Below are 24,910 nucleotides of genomic sequence, written 5' to 3' on the forward strand. Positions count from 1 at the left end.
GCCTTGCCACAGGTGGGGCTTCCCCCAGTCGATGGGAACGCCTTCGATACTGTTGTTCTTCAATATCCCATTGACATATCAGGATTTATGCCTTTCCAAGGGGAGGGGGGTGACGCGGCATGTATGCAGGTTAAGATAGCGCCCAACATCGCCATGCCGAAGCTCATCGAGGCTTTGGTCGGCGGTAGCGTGCCTATTCGCTACTCACTACTCACCATTCGAATCTATCGCCCATGTCCAAGACTTTCCTGATCACTGGCGGCGCCGGCTTCATCGGTTCCGCTGTCGTCCGTGAGCTGATCCGCTCTACCGAGCACACTGTCGTCAACGTCGACAAGCTGACCTATGCCGGCAACCTCGAGTCGCTGGCAGACGTTGAGCACAGCCCTCGATACCACTTCGTGCAGGCGGATATTTGCGATGCCAAGGCGATGCACGATGCCTTTGGGCGCTTCCAGCCCGATGTGGTGATGCACTTGGCCGCGGAAAGCCATGTCGACCGCTCCATCGACGGGCCGGCCGAATTCATCCAGACCAACGTGGTGGGCACCACGGTGCTGCTGGAGGCCGCCCGCGGTTATTGGTTGGCGCTCAAGGAAAGCGATCCCTCGAAGGCCGAGCAATTTTGCTTCCACCACATCTCGACCGACGAGGTATACGGGGACCTGGAAGGCACCGACGACCTGTTCACGGAATCGACGCCATATGCTCCGAGCTCGCCATATTCGGCAAGCAAGGCCAGTTCCGATCATCTGGTTCGTGCCTGGCAGCGTACTTTCGGTCTACCGGCCCTAATCACCAACTGCTCCAACAACTATGGCCCGTACCACTTCCCCGAGAAGCTGATTCCGCTGATGATCCTCAACGCCCTGGCCGGGAAGCCGCTACCGGTGTACGGCGATGGCCAGCAGGTTCGTGACTGGCTGTATGTGGAAGATCACGCCCGTGCCCTGATCAAGGTGGCAACGGAAGGGCAGGTCGGCGAGACCTATAACATCGGCGGCCACAACGAGAAGACCAATCTGGAGGTGGTGGAAGCCATCTGCAAGCTGGTAGATGAGCGTAGACCTGACGCTTCCAGCTTTCAGCTTTCAGCTTCCAGCTTGATAACCTTCGTCAGCGACCGACCTGGCCATGACGTTCGCTATGCCATTGACGCCGGCAAGATTGAACGGGAGCTGGGTTGGACGCCTGTCGAAACCTTCGAATCTGGTCTAGGCAAGACCGTCGACTGGTATCTAGCCAATCAGGAATGGTGGCAACGCGTGCTGGATGGCAGCTACAAGGGAGAACGCCTGGGAGTTCTGACATGAAGATTTTGCTGCTGGGTGGTTCGGGGCAGGTCGGATTCGAGCTGCGTAGAACCCTGGTGTTGCTCGGTGAAGTTGATGCGCCGAATCGCCACCAGTTGGATCTCGGAGATGCCCAAGCGGTATCGGGGTATCTGGAACAGTCCCGGCCGGATCTCATCGTCAATGCCGCCGCCTGGACGGCAGTCGACAAGGCGGAAGAATGCCGTGATGGCGCTTACCAGCTGAATGCTGCGCTGCCCGAACAGCTCGCGGGCTATGCCAGCCAGCATCATATCGCCCTGGTACATTACTCAACGGACTACGTTTATCCCGGCGACGGTGATGAGGCCTGGAGAGAGGATAGCCCCACGATGCCGCTTTCGGTCTATGGGGCAAGCAAGCTGGCTGGCGATCGCGCCATTCAAGCCAGTGGTTGCTCCCATCTGGTGTTTCGCACCAGTTGGGTGTATGCGGCTCGTGGCCACAATTTCATGAAGACCATGCTGCGCTTGGGACGCGAGCGCGATGCGCTGAAGATCGTCGATGATCAAATTGGCGCGCCCACGCCAGCGCGATTGATCGCCCAGGTGAGCACGGTTGCCATTCCGCGGCTGCTGGCGGCACGATTAGATAGCGGTATCTATCATCTCGCCCCGCGCGGTGAAACCAGCTGGCATGGATTTGCATCCGAGATCTTTCATCAGGCCCAGCAACAGGGGGAGCACCTGATGATCAATCCGACTCAGGTGGCTGGTATCCCCACCGCCGAATATCCCACGCCAGCGGCGCGGCCGCTGAACTCACGCCTCTCGGTTGAAAAGCTGGAACAAGCGTTGGGCGTTAAGATGCCTGAGTGGCACACCCAGTTGGCCCTGACGCTGGAAGAACATATTAGTCGTTAGTTTTTTGCTATATTGAGTTGTTGAAGGAAATGAGTTTCTGATTGTTGGCAGCTTTGTTTTTGAATTTCGCTGTTGCTGTTGGTTGCTTTAATAACAAGCGGTTTGCGCAGGGGGTATGGAAGCGTCGAAGAAAGCTAGTGGTTGCCGTACAAGCGCTGCTTTCTGCTGCCGGAGTTCAGCCCGCCTCAGGCCTGGTTTTCGAAAGTACAACAGGCCGGTGACGTTCGCTGGCAGATTCCACCTCTTCAAAAGGATATGAACATGGCTCGTAAAGGTATTATCCTGGCCGGTGGCTCCGGCACTCGTCTTCATCCGATTACGCACGGTGTGTCCAAGCAGCTTCTGCCCATCTACGATAAGCCGATGATCTATTACCCGATCTCGGTGCTGATGCTGGCGGGAATTCGGGAAATACTGATTATTTCTACGCCTGATGACTTGCCCCAGTACGAGAAGTTGTTGGGCTCTGGCGAACAGTTTGGTGTGCACTTTGAGTACGCTGAGCAGCCGTCTCCCGATGGACTGGCGCAAGCATTTATCATTGGTGAAGAGTTCATCGGGAATGATCCGGTTTGCCTGGTATTAGGGGACAATATCTTCCATGGGCAGCACTTCTCGGATCAGCTAAAGCGTGCCGCTGCTCAGCCGAATGGTGCCACCGTGTTCGGCTATCTGGTCAAGGACCCCGAGCGCTTTGGGGTGGTGGAATTCGACGAACAAGGCCAGGCCCTCTCCATCGAGGAGAAACCCACCGAACCGAAATCTCCTTATGCCGTGACCGGCCTGTATTTCTACGATAACGACGTGGTGGAAATTGCCAAGCAAGTCAAACCGTCGGACCGTGGCGAGCTGGAAATCACCAGCATCAACAACGCTTACCTGCAGCGTGGTGACTTGCATGTGGAGCGCCTTGGGCGGGGCTTCGCCTGGCTGGATACCGGTACACACGATAGCCTGATGGAAGCATCTCAGTACGTGCAGACCATCGAGCATCGCCAGGGGCTCAAGATTGCCTGTTTGGAAGAGATCGCCTGGATTCAGGGCTGGATCAGTGATGACCACCTGTTCGAGAAGGCGACCTGTCTGGCCAAGACAGGCTACGGCAAATATCTGAAACGGCTGGTCAAGCGAAAAAGCCGACAGCAGCAGACCTCTACGGCCACGGAATGACTCATTCCTCAATAAGCGGCCTTGGAACAGATCCGGTCTGTTGGTGTGGTTTTTCCTGACCATGCACCGATCATTCTTGCCTAATTCTTACAGCTGAGCATTCTTATGGACTACGAGAAACTTGCCATTCCCGACGTCGTTCTGATGACACCTAAAGTCTTCGGTGATGAACGAGGCTTCTTCATGGAGTCATTCCGACAGAGCGATTTTGAAAAATACTGCGGCAATTATCAATTCGTGCAGGATAACCACAGCAAATCGAAGCAGGGTATCCTGCGTGGGCTGCATTATCAGTTGCAAAAGCCTCAAGGTAAGCTGGTAAGAGTGACACGCGGTGAGGTGTTCGATGTGGCAGTGGACCTTCGCCAATCCAGCGCCACGTTCGGCCAATGGGTGGGGGCTACCCTCAGTGCTGAAAACAAGCAGATGCTATGGGTGCCGCCCGGCTTCGCTCATGCTTTCTATGTCACCAGTGATGAGGCAGAGTTTCAGTATAAATGTACCGATTACTATAATCCTGGCGATGAGTACTGCATTCGCTGGGACGACCCGACGCTTGCTATCGACTGGCCGCTGATGAGTGGGCGGCCGCCGCGTGTGTCTGACAAGGATGCACAGGGAGAGTCATTCACGAATGCGCCGATGTTTGATTAATTTGTTTTTTGTTAAGAAGTGCTGTTCAAACATAACGGAAAGGACGTCAGCGTGTTCAAGCTAGGAAAATCAACCAAGGCAAGCGTCCAGCCTAAAGACGCCAAGGGTCACGATGTTGAGGCCTCGCCCTACGTCGTTATGCGCGATGGCTCTCCTCAAGCGGCGCTGAAGATTGATAGTGTCCGTTTATCGCAAAGCGCTTTGCTCATTGAAGGCTGGGAAGCCAATACTGCCGCGACGAAACTGACACTTTGGCTCGGCGGCAAACTGCAAGAGGTGACGTGCTCCTATCTACCACGTAGCGATGTAGAAGCGAGTATGCGAGATGCCAACTCGCAGCTGAATTGCCACGGCTTCTTGCTGAAGATTTCCGTACCTTCGGTTTCATTGCAACAGCTGCGCCTTGGGTGGCAATTGGCCGATGATCGTGAGCCTAGGCTATTTGATTTACAGGCTCCGGCTCCGGACATGGCAGCACCTCCGTTGCCTTCCCAAGCGGGTTCAGTGCATGAGCCTGGCCCTAGGCCAGTAGAGCAAACAGTCGCTTCTCAAGATGCTGATTCTCCCTCAGGCTTTCTGCAGCGAGCGCGCTGGCGAGAGCCAGATCCGCTGAAAGTTTCCGCACACCTGGATCGTTTCGGCATCATGCCCCAGCGCAGCGGCCTGTTGGCAGGTTGGGTGGTCGCTCAGCCGGGCTGGGAGCTCTGGTTGGTCGATAGCGAAGGCAACGTCGAGTCGATGGATAAAGCCCTGCGCTATCAGCGCGAGGATATCGTCGAGTTGTTTCGCGCCCAATTTGGCCAGCATACGGTGGATGCGGGTTTCGTCATGCCTTGGCCTTATCCTCTGATGCCGGGAGCGGTGCTCAGGCTAGTGGCCTATCACCCTGAGACGGCGCAGGCCTTCGAGGCGTTTCGCGGCACGCCGGAAGAGGTCTCAAGCGATCCCGAAGGATATGCCCGATGGGCCTTCACGGTACCCACACCGGCTGAGAAATTCGATGAGCGGCTGAACCGGTGGGAAGGTGCACTGATCGAGGAGCTGCTGGCGGAGCGGCGGGCCTACTTCGATGCCAGTGGCACTGAGCCAGAAGTACAGGTACTGGGGACTCCTCCCTCAACCCCGACACTTAGCCTGATTATCCCCTTGTACAACCGGTGGGATTTTCTGGAGCATCAGCTGTTAGCCTTTTCGCGCGATCCTGCGCTTCTCGAGAGCACCGAGATCCTCTATGTTGTTGATGATCCGAGGATTCTTACGGCAATTAGCAATGAAGTGGAAAACCTCCACCGATTGTACAATGTGCCTTTCAAGCTGATATGGGGGCATCGTAACCGGGGCTTTTCCGGTGCCAACAATCTCGGCGTGAGCATCAGTCGAGGTCGGCAGGTGCTGCTGCTTAATAGCGATGCATTTCCGACGACACCGGGGTGGGCCAATCAGCTCAGTCAGCTTCTGGATGCCCATCCAGAATACGGCATGCTGGGCGCGCGCTTGCTGAATCCTGAGGGAGGCATGCAGCATGCTGGCATGGTGTTCTTCTATTCGAGCTCCTGGCAGGTATGGCTGAACAAGCATCCACTTGCTGGCCTGGACCCGCAGTTCGACATGGTCCCCGACGACGTAGAGGTTGCTGAGAAGCCCGCCGTCACGGGGGCTTGCGTGATCATGTCTCGAGAGTTGTTCGACAGCGTGGGTGGGCTCGACGAAGGCTATCTGATCGGTGACTTTGAAGACTCGGATCTCTGCCTGAAGGTAATAGCCGGCGGTCACAAGGTAGGTTATGCGCCCGGTGTGGAACTTGTGCACCTGGAGCGCCAGTCGTTTTCCTCTCTGGGAGATACGTCGTTCCGTACGTTGGTTGTTCGCTTCAATGCCTGGCGCCATACGCAGCGCTGGGGAGAACAGATCAAGTCGGTCATGCAGCGATTCGGTTAAGGAGCGAACATCACATGGATTCAGTAACATCCCAGGGTAGACCATCGCGCGTTCTAGTGATGGCACACGGCCACCCCGACTTCTCCTTGGGGGGCGGTGAACTTGCTGCCTACAACGTTTTCAAGGCGCTGCGTGATGATGAGAGTGTCGAGCAGGCTTGGTTCATCGCCCGCCATGACAGTGGCAATGGCCCGACTGGTGCCCTGACTCTGCGTCGCGAGGATGAATACCTGTGGCAACAGTCCCTAGGTAACTCCTTCCTGCTCAAGGCTGCCAACAGCTATGCCGTGTGGAATGATTTTCGCCAGTTGATTCGCGTGCTGAAACCCACAGTGGTCAATCTACACCACTATTTTCATCTGGGTATTGAGCTACTGCGGGTGATCAAGGAAGAAGACCCTGATATTCGTGTGGTGCTCACATTGCATGAATATATGGCGATTTGCCACCAGCAGGGGCAGATGGTGAAGCGAGGATCTAACAAGCTTTGCTTCCGCTCATCGCTTGAGGACTGCCATCGCTGTTTCCCGGAGTTTTCTAAAGAGCAATTCTGGCTTCGCCGAAGTTTTATTGGCCAACATTTCGATTATGTGGACCACTTTGTTTCGCCCTCACACTTTCTGAAACAGCGTTATGTCGAGTGGGGGATTCAGGAAGACAAGATTAGCGTTATCGAAAATGGTCAGTCGCCTGAAGAAAAACTGCCTCCTCGAACGCTTCCTGCTGCACTGAAAGTCAAGGGCGAGAACGACGACAACGACGAAGCGGGTCTGAAAGACAGAGTTGACATCGCAGAAGCGAATCTTCGTGAAGAACCCTCGGGCAAAAATTCCCGACGACAAGCCGGCAAACCGACGCGCAACCGCCTGGCGTTCTTTGGCCAAATCAATCCCTTCAAGGGAATCGATATCTTGCTGAAAGCCATGCTTTCCATGGATGAGGAAGAGCGCGCCAAGTTTGTTGTGGAGATTCATGGGGCTAACTTCGAGTATCAGGAAGATGACTTTAAAAACTCTGTGATGGAAATGGCCGATACGCTAATAGAGGAAGGCTCACTGCGCTGGGTCGGTGCCTACGAGCCCTTCCAGGTGCGTGAACGGATGCGGAATGTCGACTGGGTGATAATCCCCTCAATATGGTGGGAAAACTCGCCTATGGTTATCCAGGAAGCTTTTGTTAACGGCCGCCCTGTCATAGTGTCTGATATTGGTGGCATGAAAGAGAAGGTGACACATGGTGTGGATGGCCTGCATTTTGAAGCACGTAACCCCCTTAGTTTGGCACAAGTGCTGATCAAAGCCGCTAATATGCATGACCAAGAATGGACAAGGATGCATGAGCGTATTCAAGCCCCCCTGAACTATGCAGGGTGTGCAGATGAATATAAGTCAGTTTTTAATTTATAAATAGCGCTTTTCAAAGCTTGTCCTATGTTGGGTGTGTTATGGAAAAAATAAAGCTTTATGTTCACATCGGGAATGGTAAAACTGGCTCCACTTCAATTCAGAAGTCTCTACAGGAAAGAAGAGATGAGTTGTTGAAGCGTGGCGTTCTTTATCTTGGTCGATTCATGGAGTTGGCCCCCGTTAAGATTTATGAATGGCAGGACTTCAGGAAAAAAGAGCTGTTTTGGCAACTGAGCGATCAGCAAAGGCTGGAGCAGGTAGCCGCAGTGTTGCGTGCCAGCCTGGAGAAGGTGGGCCATGTGTCTTCCATCGTATGGAGTCACGAGTCATTCATTAATCGGCACATGGCAATGGCGCCCTTGCTTCAAGGGTTGCCTGAAATGCTGTCGCTTGATGTATATCCTGTCGCCTATATTAGGCGGCATGAGGATTGGAGTGTTTCCGCTTATTTTCAGTGGGGCTTGAAGCATAAGTCTGTGAAAGGCTTTGCCGTCCCATCTTTTAAAGACTGGATGCAGGCTAAACCAGCCAGGCTATTTTCTGTGGTGTTGAATAAATGGCAAAGAGACTTTGAGGATCGATTTGTCCTGAGAAACTTTGATGCTGTTAAAAGCCCCGTTGATGATTTTTATGCGATTCTTGGTGTTACTTTTCCGAGTAATGCATCAGTGCATTCCTATAAGACACCTGATGCTGAAGAGCTGTACTTTAGAACTGTCTTTAATTTTAGTCACAAAGATGAGGTGTTGCCAGGAAGGTTTGATAAGGAAGTCAGTAGCTTTCCGTTCCGTCGCCATGTGTTAAAACCTTCTGAGTTTAATGAAAAAGTTCTTCCCCGAGGCAGTGTGGTAGAGGCGGAAAAGGAACGCCTGGAAGAAGATAAGAAGATAGTTAACAAGCTGCTTTTTGAGAAAGGGCAGCCGGAATTAACTGACAGTGATTCGTCATTTGATTATTCTGTCGACCAAGAAAAGCTTCTTTCAATGGCTATACATATGATTGTAAGTCAAGAGAAAAAGATTTTTTCTCTTGAAAGACGTCTTGCTGAACTTGAAACAAAGAATTGAAAATACGGTGCTTAAATGGTAACTCCTATTCTTTTGCGCTCTTTTGGTCGTTCTGGCTCAACTTATATGATGCAGCTGCTGGGCAGCCATGAAGATGTTTTGTTTGAGCGAACCTACCCTTTCGAAAATAGATATTTGACCTATCTGGCGAGGGTGGCAATGCTTACCGGAATGTCGCCTGATAATGATACCGCTTGGAATCATGATCGCTTGATGCACAAAAACATCAAGCGGGTGGGGCCTCTACCATACCATGATGTCTCAATTATTGATAAATCAAGCATGCCGAAAGCCTCTTTTTCTTCACTATGGAATGGGTTTTCCAAGTCTTTGAATGGCACTAAAAAAGGTGCTTCTTATTTCTATGCTGAAAAAGTGGCGCATGATATCTGCACGCTGGTTAATCAGTCTGTATATGCGAAGAATCTGTTCCTGATAAGGGATCCGCGTGATGAGTTTTTGTCCATAAAAAGCTTCAACAAGAAGAGAGGCTTTAATGGCTTTGGTTGGCAAGAAAATGATACCGATGAAACTTTTGCTGTGAAGCTGTGTAGGTCGCGTAAAAAGTTTATGCAGAACATCGCAAGAGTGGGGGAAAGTGAAGATAGGCGCATCATGGTCAGGTATGAAGATGCTATCACAGATGCTAAAAATACCTGTGCGAGACTTTCCGGCTGGTTAGGTGTTCAGCTTGATGCCGAAAGTGTTCAGGAGAATTCCCAGAATTTTCAGCACCACATGACATCTAAAAAAGCTTCTGACTCAGTTCAGCGTTGGAAGAATGAAATGAGTGAAGAGCTGAAAGAAATCTTTGCTTCCGAGCTTGGCGAAGAGCTAGCTTCCCTGAATTATGAGATAAGGTGAAAGGGATGTCTAATTCTTTTATATTGGGCGCTCCCACTCGGATTTTTTCTCGAGCAGGGGACGCGCCGAGTGATTTGTTTGCTATTACCGGTAATACTGGAAACAGCATTTTTAGATATGCCGTTCATAAAGCTATAGGATGGGAGGCACCCCTACTGCCGTGGCGAAATAAAAATACTGATCATGACAAGCCCGTTGTGATACCTTGTGCAAATTTCCTTGGTCCTCAGCAGGATTTGAAAAACCGGGCCGCCTTGCTTGAAAAAACAAAAAATAGTCTAGTTGCACTTGGGTTGGGGGCTCAGAGTCCCAGCCTTGATTCCTTCCCAGAGCTTGACGCTGGTCATAAAGATTTTTTGCAGGCTCTGAAGGAAAAATCCAAGCATAAAAACATTCCTAATGTTGGGGTGAGAGGGCCTTATACAAAAAAGGTTATTGATCATTACGGCTACGAGGGGATAGCAGAAGTTCTTGGGTGTCCTTCTCATTTTATAAATGAAGATAGTGGTTTGGGGAAGGGGCTCGAAAAACGCTTCTCAAGGATAAGCAGAATTGCAGTCTCGGGTGGGAATCCTAACAAAAAAAATCTTCGTGATGTAGAAAGTTTTTTGATTGGGAAAATGGAAGAGAGCAATGGTGGTTATGTTGTTCAGCATCCCAAACCTTTTGTGCAGTTGGCCTGCGGTGAGCTTTCCAAGCTGAACTCCAAGCAGGTAAATATGTACCGAGAGTTTTTAAAGCCTGGTCTTTCAGATAAAGAGTTTGTTGGCTGGGCAAGTGAGCATCTGGTTGCTTTTTTTGATGCTGCGGATTGGATGGATCATCTGAAAGAATATGATTTGGTGATTGGAACCCGTATTCACGGTACTATGGCCGCTTTGCAAGCGGGAGTTCCAGCCATTTGTGTCACGCATGACTCCAGAACAAAAGAAATGTGTGATTTCATGTCTATTCCTTCTTTAGATGCTGGGGATTTGCTAAAGCTTGACTCTATGGATCAAGTGGTAGACTTTGTAGACTTCGATGGGTCTCAATATGATGGTCGGCGGAGAGAGCTGGCCGGTAATTATGTTAACTTTCTTGAAAGCAATGATGTGAATGTTTCGCCTTATTTGAAGGCTCTGGCTGCTTCGTGAAACGTGCGTCTTTGAATGCACCCCCCGTTTTTTTGTTAAAGGGGTTAAAAAATTTGACTGGTATAGCCGAGCCGGGAAATTAGCAATGTAGTACACGGTGCTGGCTGTATACTTTCAGGTTGAATATCTACATGATCAAAAGTGTGATTCGAACTCTGCGTTCTTCCACAAAGACCAGCGCCCCAGTTGATGTGGTGTTACATATTGGGGCGCCAAAGTGTGGTTCTTCGGCCATTCAGCGTTTCTGTGTTTCGCACCGTGATAAGCTGCTGGCGTTGGGCTATTACTACCCCGAGCATACCCTGGATATCAATGGGGTGTCGGGGGGGCATACCCAGGTGGCTGGTCCCCTGTTAAGTGGTAAACAGGAACAGGCTGGTGCCACCTTCCAGCGTTGGCTGAATGAAGCGCGCGGGCACCAAGCGACGCTTATGCTGTCCGCTGAGGCCTTTTATGGGCAGCACGAGGCAATGGCAGAAATCTGCCAGGGGCTGCGTGTCAAGGTAATAGGCTTTCTGCGACATCCGGTGGATTATCTTCTGGCCAATCACAATCAGGGTATCAAGCGCCATCATAGTACTCGACGGCTGGGAGCCTTGTTGCCTGAGTTTCTGGGACGCCCGGCGGGGCACTTGGCTGGTTTGCCCTTGATTCAATGGGCCGAGGCGTTCAGGGACGAGAACTGCTGTTTCATGGCCTATCAATCGCCGAGTGCGGGAGGGGCGACGGTACAGGGGCGTTTCCTGCAAGCCTTGGGTCTTTCAGACGATGATGTTTCCTCTCTGCTGGAACATTCAGAAGGAATCACCAACCGCAGTTACGTGAAGTCGGCGCTGGAGCTCAAGCGACTGCTCAACACCGTGCTGGAAGGGGCCCCGGATAGCCTGGCTCACCAGGTTGACTGGAGCCTCCAGGGCTACTCTGATCGCGCTCAAGATGAGTATGGTTATACGGTTGCCGACCTCACCAGGGAAATGCGCGAGCGCCTGGAACAGCACCTGCTCAAGCAGATGACCCCTGTCGTGGAAAGATTCCCCGAACTCAAGGCTGCTGCCGAGATGCCCCGCGAGGGTGCGCGAACCGCCGGTGCTGGCGGGCTGGACCTGAGAGCACCGCTGGCGGCGCTGCAGGCGGATGCCCCCAAGGCGGTGCAGGAAATCCGCTTGCGTGCCGTGGAGCTACGCGATCAGGGACGGCAGGAATATGCGTTCTGCAAGTTATTGGACATTCTGGGTATCGAGTTCAGTGAGCCCGCCGGTGTGAAACCGACCCCAGGGCTTACCGAGCATCAGCGCAAGACGCTGAGCAAGGATAACGCCGGTGAGGCGGATTACCTGCGCGAGCTCGCGGTGCTGCTGGAGCGACAAGAGCTGCTGGAGGATGCGCTGTTTGCCATTGAGCGTGCCTTGTCGAAACGGCCAACGGGTCTCGGCATTCAGAATATCAAGGCACGCATCGAGAAAAAAATGCAGAGCAGAGAGGCCGGCCTCAAGGCCTTGACGGATCGTACTGCTGAAGCGAGTGATCAATGAAGCCTTGGAAGCACTGGTGGTTGGTTCAAGGCTCGCGCTGGTTGGCCGATCGATTGGACGATACGCCCTTGGTGCGTTTGCCGTCCCGTTACTTCACTCCTCACTGTGATCTACGCCGAGAGAATGCGTCCGATACGGGCTATGACTGGAAGGCGACCAGTGATGATCCGCAGTTTCTGCTTCGCCGCCGGCTGCCGTTGCCGGGTTGGCAAATGCTTGAAGTGGCGATGGATCATGATCAGCCCAGCGTGGCGGTGAAGGTCTACCTCGACACCGGCAATGGCTTCAGTGAGGAAGAGAGCATCTACTTGCCGCTCAAGAGTGGCCGAGTGACCAAGCGGATGTTTTACGTTCCCAAGCGGCTTAAGGCGCTGCGCTTCGATCCCATGGGCAGTGAGGGACGCTTCACCCTGCAGCATCTGCGTATCGCCTGGTTGACCCCCTGGTTTGCCCAGGACCGGCTCGCGCAGCGGCTGGCGAATATGCACTTTCGCTGGCGGCATGTGGCCAAGGACGATGTCATTACGGCGCTGAAGCATCATGCTCGGAAAGACGGTTGCCACTGGCGTGACTTGGCGCTCGAGCAGTATGAAGCGACCTTCGAGCGGCGCACGGTTCGGCACAGCTATACCCATTGGCTGAAAACGCGCCGTGAGCTGGGGCCCTACAGGATGCGTCGTGTCATCGACAAACTGCCCCGGCAGCCGCTGATTTCGATCCTGGTGCCCGTGTATAACCCTCGCATCGAATGGCTTCGCGAGTGTCTTGATTCGGTGCTGGATCAGGTCTATCCCCATTGGCAGCTTTGCATCGCGGATGATGCCTCCACCGACCCGGACGTTGGCAAAGTGCTGGCGGAGTATGCCGAGCGTGATTCACGCATTCGCGTCGCGTTCCGCGAGCGTAACGGTCATATCTGTGCGGCCAGCAATACGGCGCTGGAGATGGCGGAGGGCGAGTTTACCGCCTTGCTCGATCACGACGATTCCCTGTCACAAGCAGCACTGTTCCACGTCGTGGAGGCCTTGCATCGTCATCCCGATGCTGGCGTGCTCTACAGCGACGAGGACAAGATTGCCGATGATGGCAAGCGAATCGATCCTCACTTCAAGCCGCAGTGGAATCCCGACCTGTTGTTGGCCCAGAACTATCTCTCGCACCTGGGCGTGTTCCGCACTTCTCTGATGCGTAAGGTGGGTGGCTTTCGCGAAGGCTTCGAGGGCAGCCAAGATCATGATCTTGCTTTGCGCTGCACGGCGCGGCTCGAGCCGCAGCAGATCGTGCACGTGCCCCACGTGCTGTATCACTGGCGGGCGGGCGAGGGCTCCACGGCGCTGGCCAGCGGAGAGAAGGATTACACCAGCGAGGCCGGCCTTAAGGCGGTGGCGTCGTACCTGGAAGCGCATGCGCCTGAGGCGCGAGTGCGACATGGCCATTTCGCGAACACCTACCGCGTGCAATGGCCCTTGCCGTCGCCGGCGCCGCTGGTGAGCCTGCTGGTGCCGACTCGGGATCGGGTCGAGATCCTCAAGCCCTGCGTCGATGCCATCCTCGAACGCACCGACTACCCGAACCTCGAGGTGCTGATCCTCGATAACCAGAGCGAGTGCGCCGACACGCTGGGCTACATGGAGGAGGTCGCCAAGCGGGATGAGCGGGTCCAGGTGCTGCACTGGAATCACCCCTTCAACTACTCGGCTATCAACAACTTCGGTGCGCGGCATGCCCGGGGCGAGATCCTGGGGCTGGTCAACAACGATATCGAACCGATCAATGCCGACTGGCTCTGCGAGATGGTGCGTCAGGTGAGCCGTGACGAGATCGGCTGCGTGGGGGCCAAGCTGTATTACCCCAACGACACGCTTCAGCACGGCGGCGTGATCCTGGGCATCGGCGGTGTGGCCGGGCATGCCCACAAGTATTTCAGCCGACACTCGCCGGGCTATTTCACCCGCTTGCATCTGGCACATGGGCTATCGGCCGTCACCGGCGCCTGCTTGCTGGTGCGTCGTGAGGTCTTCGATGCGGTTGGCGGGCTCAATGAGGAGCACCTGGCGGTGGCCTTCAACGACGTCGACTTTTGCCTCAAGGTGCGCGAAGCCGGATATCGCAATCTGTGGACGCCCTATGCCGAGCTTTACCATCACGAGTCGATCTCTCGCGGCGCCGATGATGATCCGACCAAGCGTGCCAGGGCGAATGCCGAAGCCGAATATATGCGCCGTACCTGGGGCGAAGCGCTGGATCAGGATCCGGCCTACAACCCCAACCTGACGCTAGTGCACGAGGATTTCTCCCTACGCTAGCGGCTATCCCTTTGCGGTATCACGCCACCGTAGGCGGTATTTCCCATGTTCGAGCTGAATACGACCCATCTGGAGCATTTCGCCATCGGTATCGGCATCCAGCTGTTGCTGTGGCCCGTGTTCGGGCGCTGGGCAGCGGCTGGCATGTCGGTGGCGGTGTTCCTGGGACGCGAGATTGCCCAGCATGAAGCCAAGGGCGGAGGCGGCAACGCCGTGCCCTGGTACTACGGTCTGGTGTATCACTGGAACATGGATTCGGTTCTGGATGTGGCGGCGCCGCTGGCCGGCTGTGTGTTATTGGCATTAGCGGCCAGGAATTGGCTGCCCTTGATAGGAGTAAAACGTGGTTGACGACGCCGTGATGGCATCACCGGCACCGGTCGCGGTGCCCATGGCCGATCCGGAGCAGGGTATCTGGCAGCGTATCCGCATGGCCAACCGCAACTTGCTGTCGGTGTGGCGTGAGCGTGACTATGGCGTTCGCTCGCTGCGCTTCTCGCTGGGCAAGCAGGATTACGTGCTGTGCAATTCGCCGGATAGCGTGCGGCGCGTGTTCCTCAAGGAGCACGACAACTACGACCGCAAGAGTCCGCAGATGCGCCAGGCCCTGGCGCCGCTGCTGGGCGATGGGCTTTTTGTCAGCGACGGCGAGCTGTGGCAAGAACGCCGCCAGCAATGCGCCCCGGCGCTGCACAACCGCCTGCTGCCGTCGTTCAGCGAGGTGATGACGACGTCGGCGGAGGAGACCGCCCAGCACTGGGCGAGGCTGCCGGCCGAGCAGCCCGTGGACATGCTCAAGGAGATGGCGCATCTCACCGCGCGCATCATCGGGCGCAGTATCTTCGGCGATGACACCACCGACGCCGAAGCCGAGCAGGTGGTGGCGGGGTTCACCGAGTATCAGCGCCACGTGGCCCAGCTCGATCTCGCCAGCACCCTGGGCCTGCCGTTCCTGGAGCTGCTGGGCAATCCGCGGCGCAAGGCGCGCACGCGCTATTCGGCGCAGCAGGTGCATGAGGTCATCGACCGCATCATCGAGCGCCGGGCGGCGCCTTCCGGCGAACGTCGCTTCAGTCTGGTGGCGAGTTTCATGGAGCAGATGGAAGGCTCGGCCGCAGAGGCCGCGGCCTGTCCGTTCGCGCGACAGGCGGTGCGCAACGAGGCGATCGTGATGTTCATGGCCGGCCACGAGACCACGGCCAATTCGCTGGCCTGGAGCTGGTACCTGCTGGACCACGATCGCGAGGCCATGGCGCGCTTGCAGCAGGAACTGGATCAGGTGCTGGGTGGCCGCACGCCGACCTTCGATGACGTGGACGACCTGCCGTATACCCGCGCGGTATTCGAGGAAGCCATGCGCCTGTATCCCCCCGTGCCGCTGCTCAGCCGCCAGGCTCGCGCGGCCGATGTGGTGCAGGAACGTGAGGTGAAGCCCGGCACGATCATGCTGGCTTTGCCGTGGCTGCTGCATCGTCATCGCAAGCTGTGGGACGCGCCCGATCACTTTCGGCCGGAGCGCTTCCTGCCAGGGGCGCCACGCATCGACAAGTTCGCCTATCTGCCATTCAGCGTCGGGCCGCGAGTGTGCCTGGGCAAGCGCTTCGGGCTGTATGAGGGCATTCTGTGTCTGGCCACGCTGGCACAGCGTTTCACTCCCCGCGTGGTGCCGGGGCATGAGGTGAGCATCGAATGTCGCCTGACGCTGCGCCCGGCGGGTGGGTTGCCGATGTATCTGGAGCCGCGCGGATGAGTCTCTGCTGTGGTCGAAGCGGGTCTGGCGCTAACCATGGGGATTTTTCGCTGAGATTGAGACTAGGGTATTACGCCATGAGAGTTGCGTTGTGAGAGTGCGGGTCAGGAACTGGCGGTGAGCGTAACGGGATTCGTGGATGACGTCTCCGCGGGGTTCATCGCGGGCTGGAGCACCGCTTCACGGGTGGTGCTTTCGGTCAATGGCCGGGACCGCGCAACGTTGACCTGTGATGACGTTCGGCCAGATGTGTGCTCGGCGGGGCTGTCGCCTGATGGCCGCGTGGGATTTGCCGTTCGACTCGATCTGTTGCCAGGCGATATCGTGCGCGTGCGTACCCGAGAGGGCCTGGCGTTGGGGCATAGCCCCTGGTTGTACCTTGAAACGGGGCAGATCGCATTGCCTTCTTCGTTGGTGCGGGAGCACCCCGAATACGCTGAGCTGGCGTCATTGCTGGAAATCATGCCATTCGAGGAGTTCCGCCCCGTGTTCGGCCAGAATGGCCAGTCGGTGACAGGTGCGCTGCTATATCGCACCGGGCAGCCGACGCTGATGGTGCGCCTTGGCGTCGGTCGTGCCGAGCATGAAGATCTGAAGCATCTGCATGATCTGATTCTGGGGCCATGTGACATTGCGGCGCCGGCCCTGCTTGATTGCTTGGCCGTCAATGAGCGATGGATTCATGTGCATGCCTTCCAAGAGGGAAAAACGCTGAGTCGTCTTGGTCCTGACTGGGGGCTTTGGGCGCCAGCGATCCTGGAACAGCTGCAGCTGCTGCAGCAGGCGGGTGAGCGGCAGCGGGGTAGGCTAGGGCGTCGACGAGGCCGACGCAAAAGCGGTTGCGGTCGATTATTGCGTGATGCCTTGTTGGTGGCATTGCGGCGTCGCGCCGGTGCCAGCGAGCTGGCTTTTCTGGTCAAGCTGATGGGAATCGTGGGGCGGCTTCCTCGTGTTCTGTCGCATGGGGATCTGCACTGGGAGAATGTCCTGGTCGATCCCGAAAATGGCGAGCTGGCCTTGATCGACTGGGATCGCTGGGGCTATCTGCCCGTAGGCTTCGATGCCGCGCTGCTGCTGCGTGCCGGGCGGGACTTTCAAGCATTGCGCTGTCTCGATGAGCAAGTCATGCCGTATCGCTTGGGCGTCCTGGTATTTAGTTACTTGCTTCGCTATTGCGACCTCCCGGATTTTCATGGGTCCGGTGATGGGCGCGTATTGAGGCAGTGGATCCGAGACGCACAATAGCGCATTCTGTGGGCGCAAGGTTCCTGGGATGGTGAGAGTTCAGCTTGGCTGAACGATGGCTGTTGCGAGAGATCGCTGTGGTCGAACGATGGGCGAGTAAGGTGCCGACGCAATGGTATTGGTTAAAGGATGTCAGGTTAGCCCGTGACGCATGATCGATGGCTGCTGCTGAGCGATGGGGCGCGGCCGACCGAGGACATCTACTTCCTCGAGTCGGCCGCGCCTTTTTTGCGTGATTCCGGCATGGCGGTAGAGCGTATAGAGGTTCGTGGCTGGCGCAACGCCGCGGCTCGCCTGCGGGTGAGGCGACGCTTCGGGGCAAATCTCGTGGTGTGCCGAACGCTGCCCGCTGGCTGGTTGGCGTGGCTGGAGAACCACCGGGAGCGCTTCGGGCGCATCGTCTATCTGATCGATGACGATCTGGCGGCGGCGGCCGAGGATGAGGCGCTACCGGAGGCCTATCGACAGCGGATGGCGGCGGCGGTGGCGCTGCAGCCCCGGCTGCTGGACCTGGCCGACGACGCGGTGGCCTGCAGCGAGGCGCTGGCCGGTCGTCTCTCCGGGTGGACGCCCGAGGTGCGGGTCCTGCCGCCCCCGCTGATTGCGCCACTGCCGTCGCGCGAGCATTTCGGGGCCGGCCCAACGGTAGCCAAGCCCTGGTGGATCGGGTTTCACGGCACCCGGGCGCACCGGCAGGATCTCGAGCATATGATGCCGGCGCTGGAAACACTGATGGAGTCGCGCCGCGATGCTTGCCTGGAGATCATGCTGGGAGAGCATGCCCCGGAGCGCTTGGCCTCCTTCGAGCGGGTGACTACGCCGGCGCCGTTGGCCTGGCCTGCATTTCGCCGCTATCAGCGTCGCCAGCGGCTGCATATCGGCCTGGCACCGCTATGGGATACGCCGTTTAATCGCGGCAAGTCCTGGATCAAGTTTCTGGATATTGCCGCCATGGGCGGGGTGGGGATCTATAGCCGTCGCTATCCTTATACCGTTATCGTGCAAGATGGCGTGAACGGTCTGCTGGCCGATGATGATCCCGCCGACTGGCATCGCTGCCTGAGCCTGCTGTTGAATCACCCGGAGGATGCACGTCAAATGGCCGATGCCGCGGCGGAGACGGCACGCCAACTGGGAGATCCCGCTCGGGCAGCGGCGTTCTGGCAGTCACTGGGCGAACAGGGCAAGCATGATAGGAGAGAGATATATGAAGGATCAGAATGTCGGCGGAGCCGGAAAGGGATATAGCGAGCGATGAACAAGACGTGGTGGCGCTGGCCCTTGTGGGTCGGCGAGCTGTTCACCGGCAGCAAGTCCTTCGTCGCCAATCCGGTGATCGGCAGCAGGCGCCTGAATCGCTGCGGGCTGCATGTGGCACGGGTGGCCTGCGCCTATGGTGTCATGCGGGCGAGAATGGCCATGCTGGCCTGGGGCGTCCCGCGTGAGGATCGCGACCAGTACCAGCGCCTGGGCTATGTGAAAAAGGAGAACTTCCTGCCGCCGGAGGCCTTCGCGGCGCTGGTAGAAGAGGTGACGGCCGCACGCGGTGAGGTGCGCCAATGCTGCCAGGGGGATGCCCGCACACGGCGCATGCTGCTCGCCCCGGAGGTTCTGGCAGAGATGCCGCAGACGGCGGCGTTGTTTCGGGAGCGGCGTTTTCGCAGACTGCTGCGCTACTGCGCCGGGCACTTGCGCATGCCCATCTGCCACGTCGAGAAAGTGCTCAATGGCGAGCGGGACGGCGCAGTGGACCCGCAGAAGAACCTGCACGTCGATACCTTCCAGCCAACCATGAAATTCTGGCTGTATCTGGAGGATGTTTCGGCGATCAACGGCCCCTTTATCTATGTGCCGGGCTCCCATCGCCCGGGAAGGGCGCGTCTGAAGTGGGAATTCACCATGAGCCAGCAGGCGCGAGATCACGAGAATCGATATACCTCGCGCGGTTCATTCAGGGTGCCGCCGGAACAGGCGGCCAGCCTGGGGTGCGCCCCGCCGGTGGCGATGGCGGTGCCGGCCAACACCCTGCTGATTGCCAATACCTTTGGGGTGCATGCGCGCGGCCAGGCCGAACCGGGAAGCTCGCGGCTGGCAATCTGGGGCATGAGCCGCACGAACCCGTTCACCCCCTTCCCTGGCTTGGGGTTCGAGGCCCTGAATCGCTTGCAATACCGTGTGTTGCAGCGCATGCGTCAGCGCGAGGATGTGCGAGCGGCGGCACACGGCCAGAAGTCATCCTGGCATCGGGTGGAACGCTCGATCGCCGCGGAGGAATGACCCGTATGACGTGAGGGCCATCCGCCTTCGACACAGTCGTGCCATTGTCTACGGCCACCGCTGAACGTTACCTCCCGGCTGGAGATAACGTTCAGCGGTGGCTTTTTTCGTTATGGCCCCGGGTTTTTCACGTGTCATGACGTTGGTGGGAGAGGGAGGCCTTTGGTGAAAAGCGGGTTCTTCGGACCAGAGCCAGCGCGCAGGTCTTTGTGGGAGCGCAATTCATTGGGCGAATGGCGCCGATAGGCGCCCGGGGAAGATTCTGCAGCGGCGCCGATATTGACGCCGCTGCGCGGCGGATCGCGCTGCGGAGCAGCGCTCCCACGAAGAGTCCCACTCAGCGAGTCGGAGCCATCGGACAGGTTTTCGTGGGAGCGCAGCTTGCTGCGCGAATGGCGCCGATAGGTGCCCGGGGAAGATCCTGCAGCGGCGCCGTTATCGCCGCCGCTGCGCGGCGGATCGCGCTGCGGAGCAGCGCTCCCACGAAAGGCGCTTTCACCATGCCTCATTGGCTTTGAAATGGCTTCACGCTGATTTGTGATGAACCGAAAAGAAGGGGCGAAGATCAACCCCCGTCGTGTTGGCCGCGTTCCAGTATTGGCCGGTTTTCTTGTGAGGTAGTGGGATGTGAATGTGAACCTGGCGGCGGAGCAGGTAACTCGGCAGGATGGCAACGCGCTGTTCGGGACGTTCGGGCTTGCCGCGAAGCAGGTAGCTGGCAACCGCCCGCGTCAGCAGTCCGGGCCCCGTCTTGCTCCAGGTGTTTTCATTGTCGCGTGTCAGCAGGGCTTCGAGCGCCATTTCCGATGCCAGCACGATGGCCGGGTGCTCTGGAGCGGCGATGATCACGTTATTGGCGAGTGCACCGTAGTTCTCGCGAAAGCACACCAGCCCCACATCGGGGGGAATCAGGGCCTCGAATCGACCGGAGAGACGGTCATCGGCATCGGCATAGATGCCGCCGTGGTGTCGCAGATAGCAGAGGCGAAAGAAATCGACGCTTTCCGCGATGTTATTGGCCAGCCGGAAGGCGCGCTCATAGTCAGCGCCCAGGTGATGTCTCAAGAAATCGCGTGCCGTTAGAGTATTGAAACGCTGGTAGTCGATGTCGGGCACGGATGACCAGGACTGCATGATCTCCGCTACGCTATGGGGCGGTCGTCGATCGTTCCAGAACTGCACCACTCGGCGGGGAATGTGGCGTGTGCCACGCTCACCGGCGGCCACTTTATACCTGACGTTGCGCTGAATCACCTGTCTGGCCGGATAGACGTAGTGAGCGACCAGGTAGGCGTCGTGCTTGCCGGGAGACTGCGATGCGAGAGATGTCAGAGAGGCCTGTTCGCGGTGAAACATTCTCAGGTCGTTCAATTGCATACCGAGTGACGAAATCGAAAAATGCCCCGATGTCACGGTTTGGTTTTGATTGCCTCGTTGAGCCTGTTCGAGGAACGCCTGAGCGCCTTCCTCAAGGCCAAGCATCAGTAGTATGCCGAGGTGGCAGTGTAGTGCTCCTTGGGCTTCGCCATAGTGAGCAACTCTCTCCATCTCGGCCTTGGCGGCATTGACCTGACCGGTCTCAAGCAGGCAGCTTGCTCGAAGCCGCGCTTTTTGCAGGCGCTTATTGGCAGGAACGGGGGCGTTCAACACGGAGAGCGCGCGTTTCGGATAGCCTGCTTCGACCAATGAATTAGCATGTTGCAGGCGTAGCTCGGCGTCTCTGGGCCAGCGTCGGCGGCAGAAGCGCAGATAGCGCAGGTAGAGGGCGCGGTCATGCGTCGTTCGCAGCAGGGGAGCCAACTGCTGAACTTCGACTCGTGAGCGCCGCTGGCGGTGTACCTGCCTGAGCCGTGCCCAGGCATCCTTCGGCCCTTGCGTGTGGAGGATGAACTCCGCTTCCAGAAGCCCCCGCTTGTCTGGGACAATATGACATAGCAGCCGCGAGATAAGCGCATCATGATCGCTGACGCCTGAGGCGATAGCCTTCAGGAACAGGCGACGTGCTACCTGGGGCGAGCGCGGCCCTGTCTCGAGAAGTGCCTCGAGCGCCTTGTGAGCGATGTCGGCCATGCCGAAGCGTTCCGCCTGGCTGAATAGCAAAAACTTCTCTTGCTCTTTCATCATATCGAGTTGGTTGTCCAGCCGGGATAGGCCGTCCTGGCAGGCATTTATCAGCTCTTTTTGCAGTGGACACAGTTTTACGGCGTGCAGCAGTTCGCCGGTGTCTGCCTGTGATAGCTCGTCGCGCTGGGCTAGCCGATGGATGAGATCGGCGAGTGGTGCATTCTTGTCATCACCTGTCTTAGCGTGAGTCAGGTCACGGTTCAGCAATCGTCCACGGCGATGTTCCGGATGATGGGTCAGTAATTGGTCGAGGACGAGGCGACTTGCCTTGAAGTGGCCGTGGTCGCGATAGAACTGGGCCACCGCCATCAGCACCCCCGGGTGATCCGGCCAGCGGCGACGTAGCCTACGCACTAGCGCCAAGGCTGGCGGGAGCCTCCCAAGATCTTGCAGCAACCTGAATTTAAGCAGCTTGAGCTGAATATTCTTGGGCCATTTCGGGATGGCCTGATTGATACTCTGGAGTGCCTGGCGAGGGTGTCCCGCCCGTCGTAGTATCTGCGCTTCCAAGACATGAAGCATAGAATCGCTGGGATCGGCCTCCTGCGCTATTGCGACGCGAGACTGAGCGGTTTCGAGTTGGTCTTGCTGTAAGGCGACACGTACCCATAGCCGCCTTGCCTGCCGGGATGGCTGGCGCAAGGCTTCATCGATCAGTGTTTCGGCGCGCTCCAGGTCGGCTTCAGCCATCGCCTGCTGCGCCTGCTGGAGGGGATCGGGAGTTTCATTGACGGTGTCTTGCTGGGGGCCGGGCCGGTCTTTCACGGTGTCATTCATCATGTTCATGGCGTTGACGCTCCTGATCCAGCACTGGAATCCGGGGGATAGACGTAAAAAAATCGGCCAGGCAGTGCCTGACCGATCTGTCGCGGAGCTTCTGTTTGTCGCCGGGTCAGGCGGTCTTGAAGGTGTCCTGGATTCCCAGGCGATGTCGCAAGGCCAGGGGCAGTAGGCGGCGGGATGAGATCCGCGGGCGCGGCATCTCGGTGACACGTGTTTCGATGCCGTAGAGAGCTACGTACTCTGCGTAATTATCGAATGCCTGGCGGGTGATGTAGTCGACGTAGGTTTCGGTGGCGCTGCCGTTTGCCATGATGACCTCGTGGCTGTCGGTTTCCACGTGGTAGTAGGTCACGGTGTCGGGCAGTTCGTTGTGCGGCACGTAGTCGATGGTGTCGCCGTTGACCAGCGCGCCAGCATTGATGACCAGGCCATCGATGATCATGCCGTGGCTGGGCGTCACGATGAGATCCTGCGTGGGGTTATCGGCTTCCAGGGCGCCCTCCCTAATGCGCACCGGCGCCTGGTTGCCGGCCTTCATGCGGGACATGGTCTGCAGCCCGATCCACTTGACCGGCACCTGGGCACCGCTGGCGGTGAGTACCATGTCGCCCGTCTTCAGGGTTTCTACGGCTTTTTCACCTTCGGGCGTCGCGATCATGGTGCCGGCCGCGAAGCAGACCTGGGTAAAGCTGCCACCGGAGAGGAACGCCTCCGGGTCCTGTTCGAACTCCGCGTATTGTTCAGACGACATTTCGATGCTGGCATTGACCTGCGTTCCGGCGAGGGCGCTTCCCTGGGTGATATGCAGGGCACCATCACGGTAGGCGTCCTGGGTACCGAGGGCGCCTTCATCCAGGCTCCAGTCGCCACCGCCAAGGTTCAGGCCGTCGCCGGCTTCCATGCCGGTGACATTGAAGCTGTAGCTATCGAGCAGGCCGACATCCGGTTTGTTGAAGGTGAATGATCCACTCTCTGCTCCAGAAAAGTCGACGTTGTAATCACTCAAGCCGCTCAGAGTACTGATGCTGGAGGCATCCAGCGTGATATCGCTGTTACCCTCGATGCCGAAAGAGAAACTATCCAGTGCGCTGACATTCAAAAGGCCCTGATCAACTGTCAGGCTGCCGCCGTTCGTAGCGGTGAACGTTGGTGATGCGCCCGCCTGGACGTCAAGGATGCTGCCGAGTGTGGCGGAGGTGCCATCGACGATGAGCTCAGAATTTCCTAGTCCATTGATATTGATGGTATTGTCGGCGTCTCCACCTGTGTCTGATTCGGTAATGGTACGAGTTTCACCATCAGCAAGTTCGATGTTTAGAACGGCCATTCTACATCCCCCTTACCTTCCCTGTGGATTAGCAGGCGCGACGCAAGAGTCAGTCTCGGAGACTCAGCAAGTCTCTCGGAGTCTTTGCCAATCAGCGTTTTCTCATGTGTCACGCTACTTAAAGCTAGTGGTGTGTTAGAAGTAGAAAATTAAGAAAATAGATTCTTTCTCTGTAGGATATTGACTATGAAAGTAGTTTGTTAAGTGGTTTGCTAGTCAGATGTCTGGATTTCTAATAGGGGATTTTATCGCTTTTTATTTAAGAAATGAGATATGGGCATGTAAGACAATGGCTACTCATTTGGCACATCAGTAGGCAGGGCGATGGTGAAAGGCTGGCGAAGCGCAAAGCCGCCTTGGTAGCCACACGCCGAGCGGTGGTCGGGCCAGTTTGGAAATCTACAGCCTGATCGAGACAGCCAAGGCCAATGGCCACACGCCCTGCGACGTGAAAGCAGCCGGCAGGGGAGACAAGCACGGATGTCTGCCTGCGGAGCGCAGCTTTGCTGCGCGAGGTTGTGGGAAAAAAGCGCTCCCTCAGCGAGTCGGAGCCACCGTACAGGTCTTCGTGGGAGGCCAATTCATTGGGCGAATGGCGCCGCCAGGCGCCCGGGGAAGATCCTGCAGCGGTGCCGTTATCGCCGCCGCTGCGCGGCGGATCGCGCTGCGGAGCAGCGCTCCCACGAAGAGCCCCACTCAGCGTGTCGGAGCCATCGGACAGGTTTTCGTGGGAGCGCACGGTCCGGCGTTCCGGATCTTCTGCGCGAATGGCGCCGATAGGCGCCCGGGGGAGATCCCATAGCGGCGCCGTTATCGCCGCCGCTGCGCGGCGGATCGCGCCGCGGAGCAGCGCTCCCACGAAGACCCCCATTCAGCAAGTCGGAGCCATCGGACAGGTTTTCGTGGGAGCGCAGCTTTGCTGCGCGAGGTTGTGGGCAAAAAGCGCCCCACTCAGCGAGTTTTAGCCACCGCTCAGGGTCTCGTGGGAAATGGGATGGACCCGTCCCCCTACGTGCCAAGATGAGTGTGTATACGCCATCTGACGGGTGCATGGGGCACCCACGGCATCTCGAAGAGAGGGTCCATCCATGAATCACATTAGCATTGTGGGTATCGACCTGGCGAAGCACGTGTTCC

At 57.1% G+C, this 24,910-nt stretch carries 18 protein-coding genes; 16 read left to right on the forward strand and 2 right to left on the reverse strand.

What is annotated here, in order from left to right; genetic code table 11:
* Positions 1–233: 233 nt before the first annotated feature.
* The 16 genes from rfbB to ACGTN6_RS18100 all read left to right on the forward strand — a co-directional run bounded on the left by rfbB (position 234) and on the right by ACGTN6_RS18100 (position 19,539).
* Complete coding sequence (gene rfbB, locus ACGTN6_RS18025) at positions 234–1,313, forward strand: dTDP-glucose 4,6-dehydratase (RefSeq protein WP_394594317.1); 1,080 nt, start codon at positions 234–236, stop codon at positions 1,311–1,313.
* Positions 1,310–2,194, forward strand: coding sequence for a dTDP-4-dehydrorhamnose reductase (gene rfbD, locus ACGTN6_RS18030; RefSeq protein WP_394594320.1), 885 nt, complete (start codon positions 1,310–1,312; stop codon positions 2,192–2,194). Before rfbB ends, rfbD begins: the two co-directional genes overlap by 4 nt.
* A gap of 261 nt (positions 2,195–2,455) precedes the next feature.
* Positions 2,456–3,364, forward strand: coding sequence for a glucose-1-phosphate thymidylyltransferase RfbA (gene rfbA / locus ACGTN6_RS18035; protein WP_394594346.1), 909 nt, complete (start codon positions 2,456–2,458; stop codon positions 3,362–3,364).
* Between the two features lie 105 nt (positions 3,365–3,469).
* Positions 3,470–4,018: a dTDP-4-dehydrorhamnose 3,5-epimerase gene (gene rfbC / locus ACGTN6_RS18040; RefSeq protein ID WP_394594322.1), complete on the forward strand. Its 549-nt coding sequence runs from the start codon at positions 3,470–3,472 to the stop codon at positions 4,016–4,018.
* A 51-nt stretch (positions 4,019–4,069) separates the two neighbouring features.
* A complete protein-coding gene (locus ACGTN6_RS18045) occupies positions 4,070–5,956 on the forward strand; it encodes a glycosyltransferase family 2 protein (protein ID WP_394594324.1) in 1,887 nt (628 codons plus the stop codon).
* Positions 5,957–5,970: 14 nt separating this feature from the next.
* Positions 5,971–7,362, forward strand: coding sequence for a glycosyltransferase (locus ACGTN6_RS18050; RefSeq protein WP_394594327.1), 1,392 nt, complete (start codon positions 5,971–5,973; stop codon positions 7,360–7,362).
* A gap of 38 nt (positions 7,363–7,400) precedes the next feature.
* On the forward strand, positions 7,401–8,429 hold the full coding sequence (locus tag ACGTN6_RS18055) for a hypothetical protein (RefSeq protein ID WP_394594328.1): 1,029 nt from the start codon (positions 7,401–7,403) through the stop codon (positions 8,427–8,429).
* 15 nt (positions 8,430–8,444) lie between these two features.
* Positions 8,445–9,293 carry a sulfotransferase gene (locus ACGTN6_RS18060; protein ID WP_394594329.1) on the forward strand — a complete coding sequence of 283 codons (849 nt, stop codon included), beginning with the start codon at positions 8,445–8,447 and terminating at the stop codon, positions 9,291–9,293.
* 5 nt (positions 9,294–9,298) lie between these two features.
* Positions 9,299–10,429 (forward strand): polysaccharide pyruvyl transferase family protein, encoded by a 1,131-nt coding sequence (locus ACGTN6_RS18065; protein WP_394594331.1) that lies wholly within the window; start codon positions 9,299–9,301, stop codon positions 10,427–10,429.
* A 131-nt stretch (positions 10,430–10,560) separates the two neighbouring features.
* Positions 10,561–11,961, forward strand: coding sequence for a hypothetical protein (locus ACGTN6_RS18070; RefSeq protein WP_394594333.1), 1,401 nt, complete (start codon positions 10,561–10,563; stop codon positions 11,959–11,961).
* Positions 11,962–12,188: 227 nt separating this feature from the next.
* Positions 12,189–14,267, forward strand: a complete 2,079-nt coding sequence (locus ACGTN6_RS18075; protein WP_394594335.1) for a glycosyltransferase family 2 protein — start codon at positions 12,189–12,191, stop codon at positions 14,265–14,267.
* Between the two features lie 45 nt (positions 14,268–14,312).
* Positions 14,313–14,618 (forward strand): hypothetical protein, encoded by a 306-nt coding sequence (locus ACGTN6_RS18080; protein WP_394594337.1) that lies wholly within the window; start codon positions 14,313–14,315, stop codon positions 14,616–14,618.
* The gene (locus tag ACGTN6_RS18085) at positions 14,611–16,017 is read left to right on the forward strand and encodes a cytochrome P450 (protein WP_394594339.1); all 1,407 of its coding nucleotides are present in this window, start codon (positions 14,611–14,613) and stop codon (positions 16,015–16,017) included. Before ACGTN6_RS18080 ends, ACGTN6_RS18085 begins: the two co-directional genes overlap by 8 nt.
* 117 nt (positions 16,018–16,134) lie before the next feature.
* Entirely contained in the window at positions 16,135–17,262 is a 1,128-nt protein-coding gene (locus ACGTN6_RS18090) for a phosphotransferase (RefSeq protein ID WP_394594340.1), read from the forward strand.
* Positions 17,263–17,406: 144 nt separating this feature from the next.
* Positions 17,407–18,510 (forward strand): glycosyltransferase family protein, encoded by a 1,104-nt coding sequence (locus ACGTN6_RS18095; RefSeq protein ID WP_394594341.1) that lies wholly within the window; start codon positions 17,407–17,409, stop codon positions 18,508–18,510.
* Between the two features lie 6 nt (positions 18,511–18,516).
* A complete protein-coding gene (locus tag ACGTN6_RS18100; protein WP_394594342.1) occupies positions 18,517–19,539 on the forward strand; it encodes a phytanoyl-CoA dioxygenase family protein in 1,023 nt (340 codons plus the stop codon).
* A 525-nt stretch (positions 19,540–20,064) separates the two neighbouring features.
* Here the strand turns inward: ACGTN6_RS18100 and ACGTN6_RS18105 are convergent.
* Positions 20,065–22,449 (reverse strand): glycosyltransferase, encoded by a 2,385-nt coding sequence (locus ACGTN6_RS18105; RefSeq protein ID WP_394594343.1) that lies wholly within the window; start codon positions 22,447–22,449, stop codon positions 20,065–20,067.
* Positions 22,450–22,555: 106 nt separating this feature from the next.
* Positions 22,556–23,773 carry a Hint domain-containing protein gene (locus tag ACGTN6_RS18110; protein WP_394594344.1) on the reverse strand — a complete coding sequence of 406 codons (1,218 nt, stop codon included), beginning with the start codon at positions 23,771–23,773 and terminating at the stop codon, positions 22,556–22,558.
* Positions 23,774–24,910: the final 1,137 nt, after the last annotated feature.

Source organism: Halomonas sp. B23F22_20, assembly GCF_043496985.1.
Taxonomy (GTDB): Bacteria; Pseudomonadota; Gammaproteobacteria; order Pseudomonadales; family Halomonadaceae; genus Halomonas.

Excerpts from the sequence above, each read along its gene's own strand:
- rfbB (WP_394594317.1), top strand. The coding sequence starts at position 234 with ATGTCCAAGACTTTCCTGATCACTGGCGGCGCCGGCTTCATCGGTTCC.
- rfbD (WP_394594320.1), top strand. The coding sequence starts at position 1,310 with ATGAAGATTTTGCTGCTGGGTGGTTCGGGGCAGGTCGGATTCGAGCTG.
- rfbA (WP_394594346.1), top strand. The coding sequence starts at position 2,456 with ATGGCTCGTAAAGGTATTATCCTGGCCGGTGGCTCCGGCACTCGTCTT.
- rfbC (WP_394594322.1), top strand. The coding sequence starts at position 3,470 with ATGGACTACGAGAAACTTGCCATTCCCGACGTCGTTCTGATGACACCT.
- ACGTN6_RS18050 (WP_394594327.1), top strand. The coding sequence starts at position 5,971 with ATGGATTCAGTAACATCCCAGGGTAGACCATCGCGCGTTCTAGTGATG.
- ACGTN6_RS18055 (WP_394594328.1), top strand. The coding sequence starts at position 7,401 with ATGGAAAAAATAAAGCTTTATGTTCACATCGGGAATGGTAAAACTGGC.
- ACGTN6_RS18060 (WP_394594329.1), top strand. The coding sequence starts at position 8,445 with ATGGTAACTCCTATTCTTTTGCGCTCTTTTGGTCGTTCTGGCTCAACT.
- ACGTN6_RS18065 (WP_394594331.1), top strand. The coding sequence starts at position 9,299 with ATGTCTAATTCTTTTATATTGGGCGCTCCCACTCGGATTTTTTCTCGA.
- ACGTN6_RS18070 (WP_394594333.1), top strand. The coding sequence starts at position 10,561 with ATGATCAAAAGTGTGATTCGAACTCTGCGTTCTTCCACAAAGACCAGC.
- ACGTN6_RS18075 (WP_394594335.1), top strand. The coding sequence starts at position 12,189 with ATGGATCATGATCAGCCCAGCGTGGCGGTGAAGGTCTACCTCGACACC.
- ACGTN6_RS18080 (WP_394594337.1), top strand. The coding sequence starts at position 14,313 with ATGTTCGAGCTGAATACGACCCATCTGGAGCATTTCGCCATCGGTATC.
- ACGTN6_RS18100 (WP_394594342.1), top strand. The coding sequence starts at position 18,517 with ATGAACAAGACGTGGTGGCGCTGGCCCTTGTGGGTCGGCGAGCTGTTC.
- ACGTN6_RS18105 (WP_394594343.1), bottom strand. The coding sequence starts at position 22,449 with ATGAACATGATGAATGACACCGTGAAAGACCGGCCCGGCCCCCAGCAA.
- ACGTN6_RS18110 (WP_394594344.1), bottom strand. The coding sequence starts at position 23,773 with ATGGCCGTTCTAAACATCGAACTTGCTGATGGTGAAACTCGTACCATT.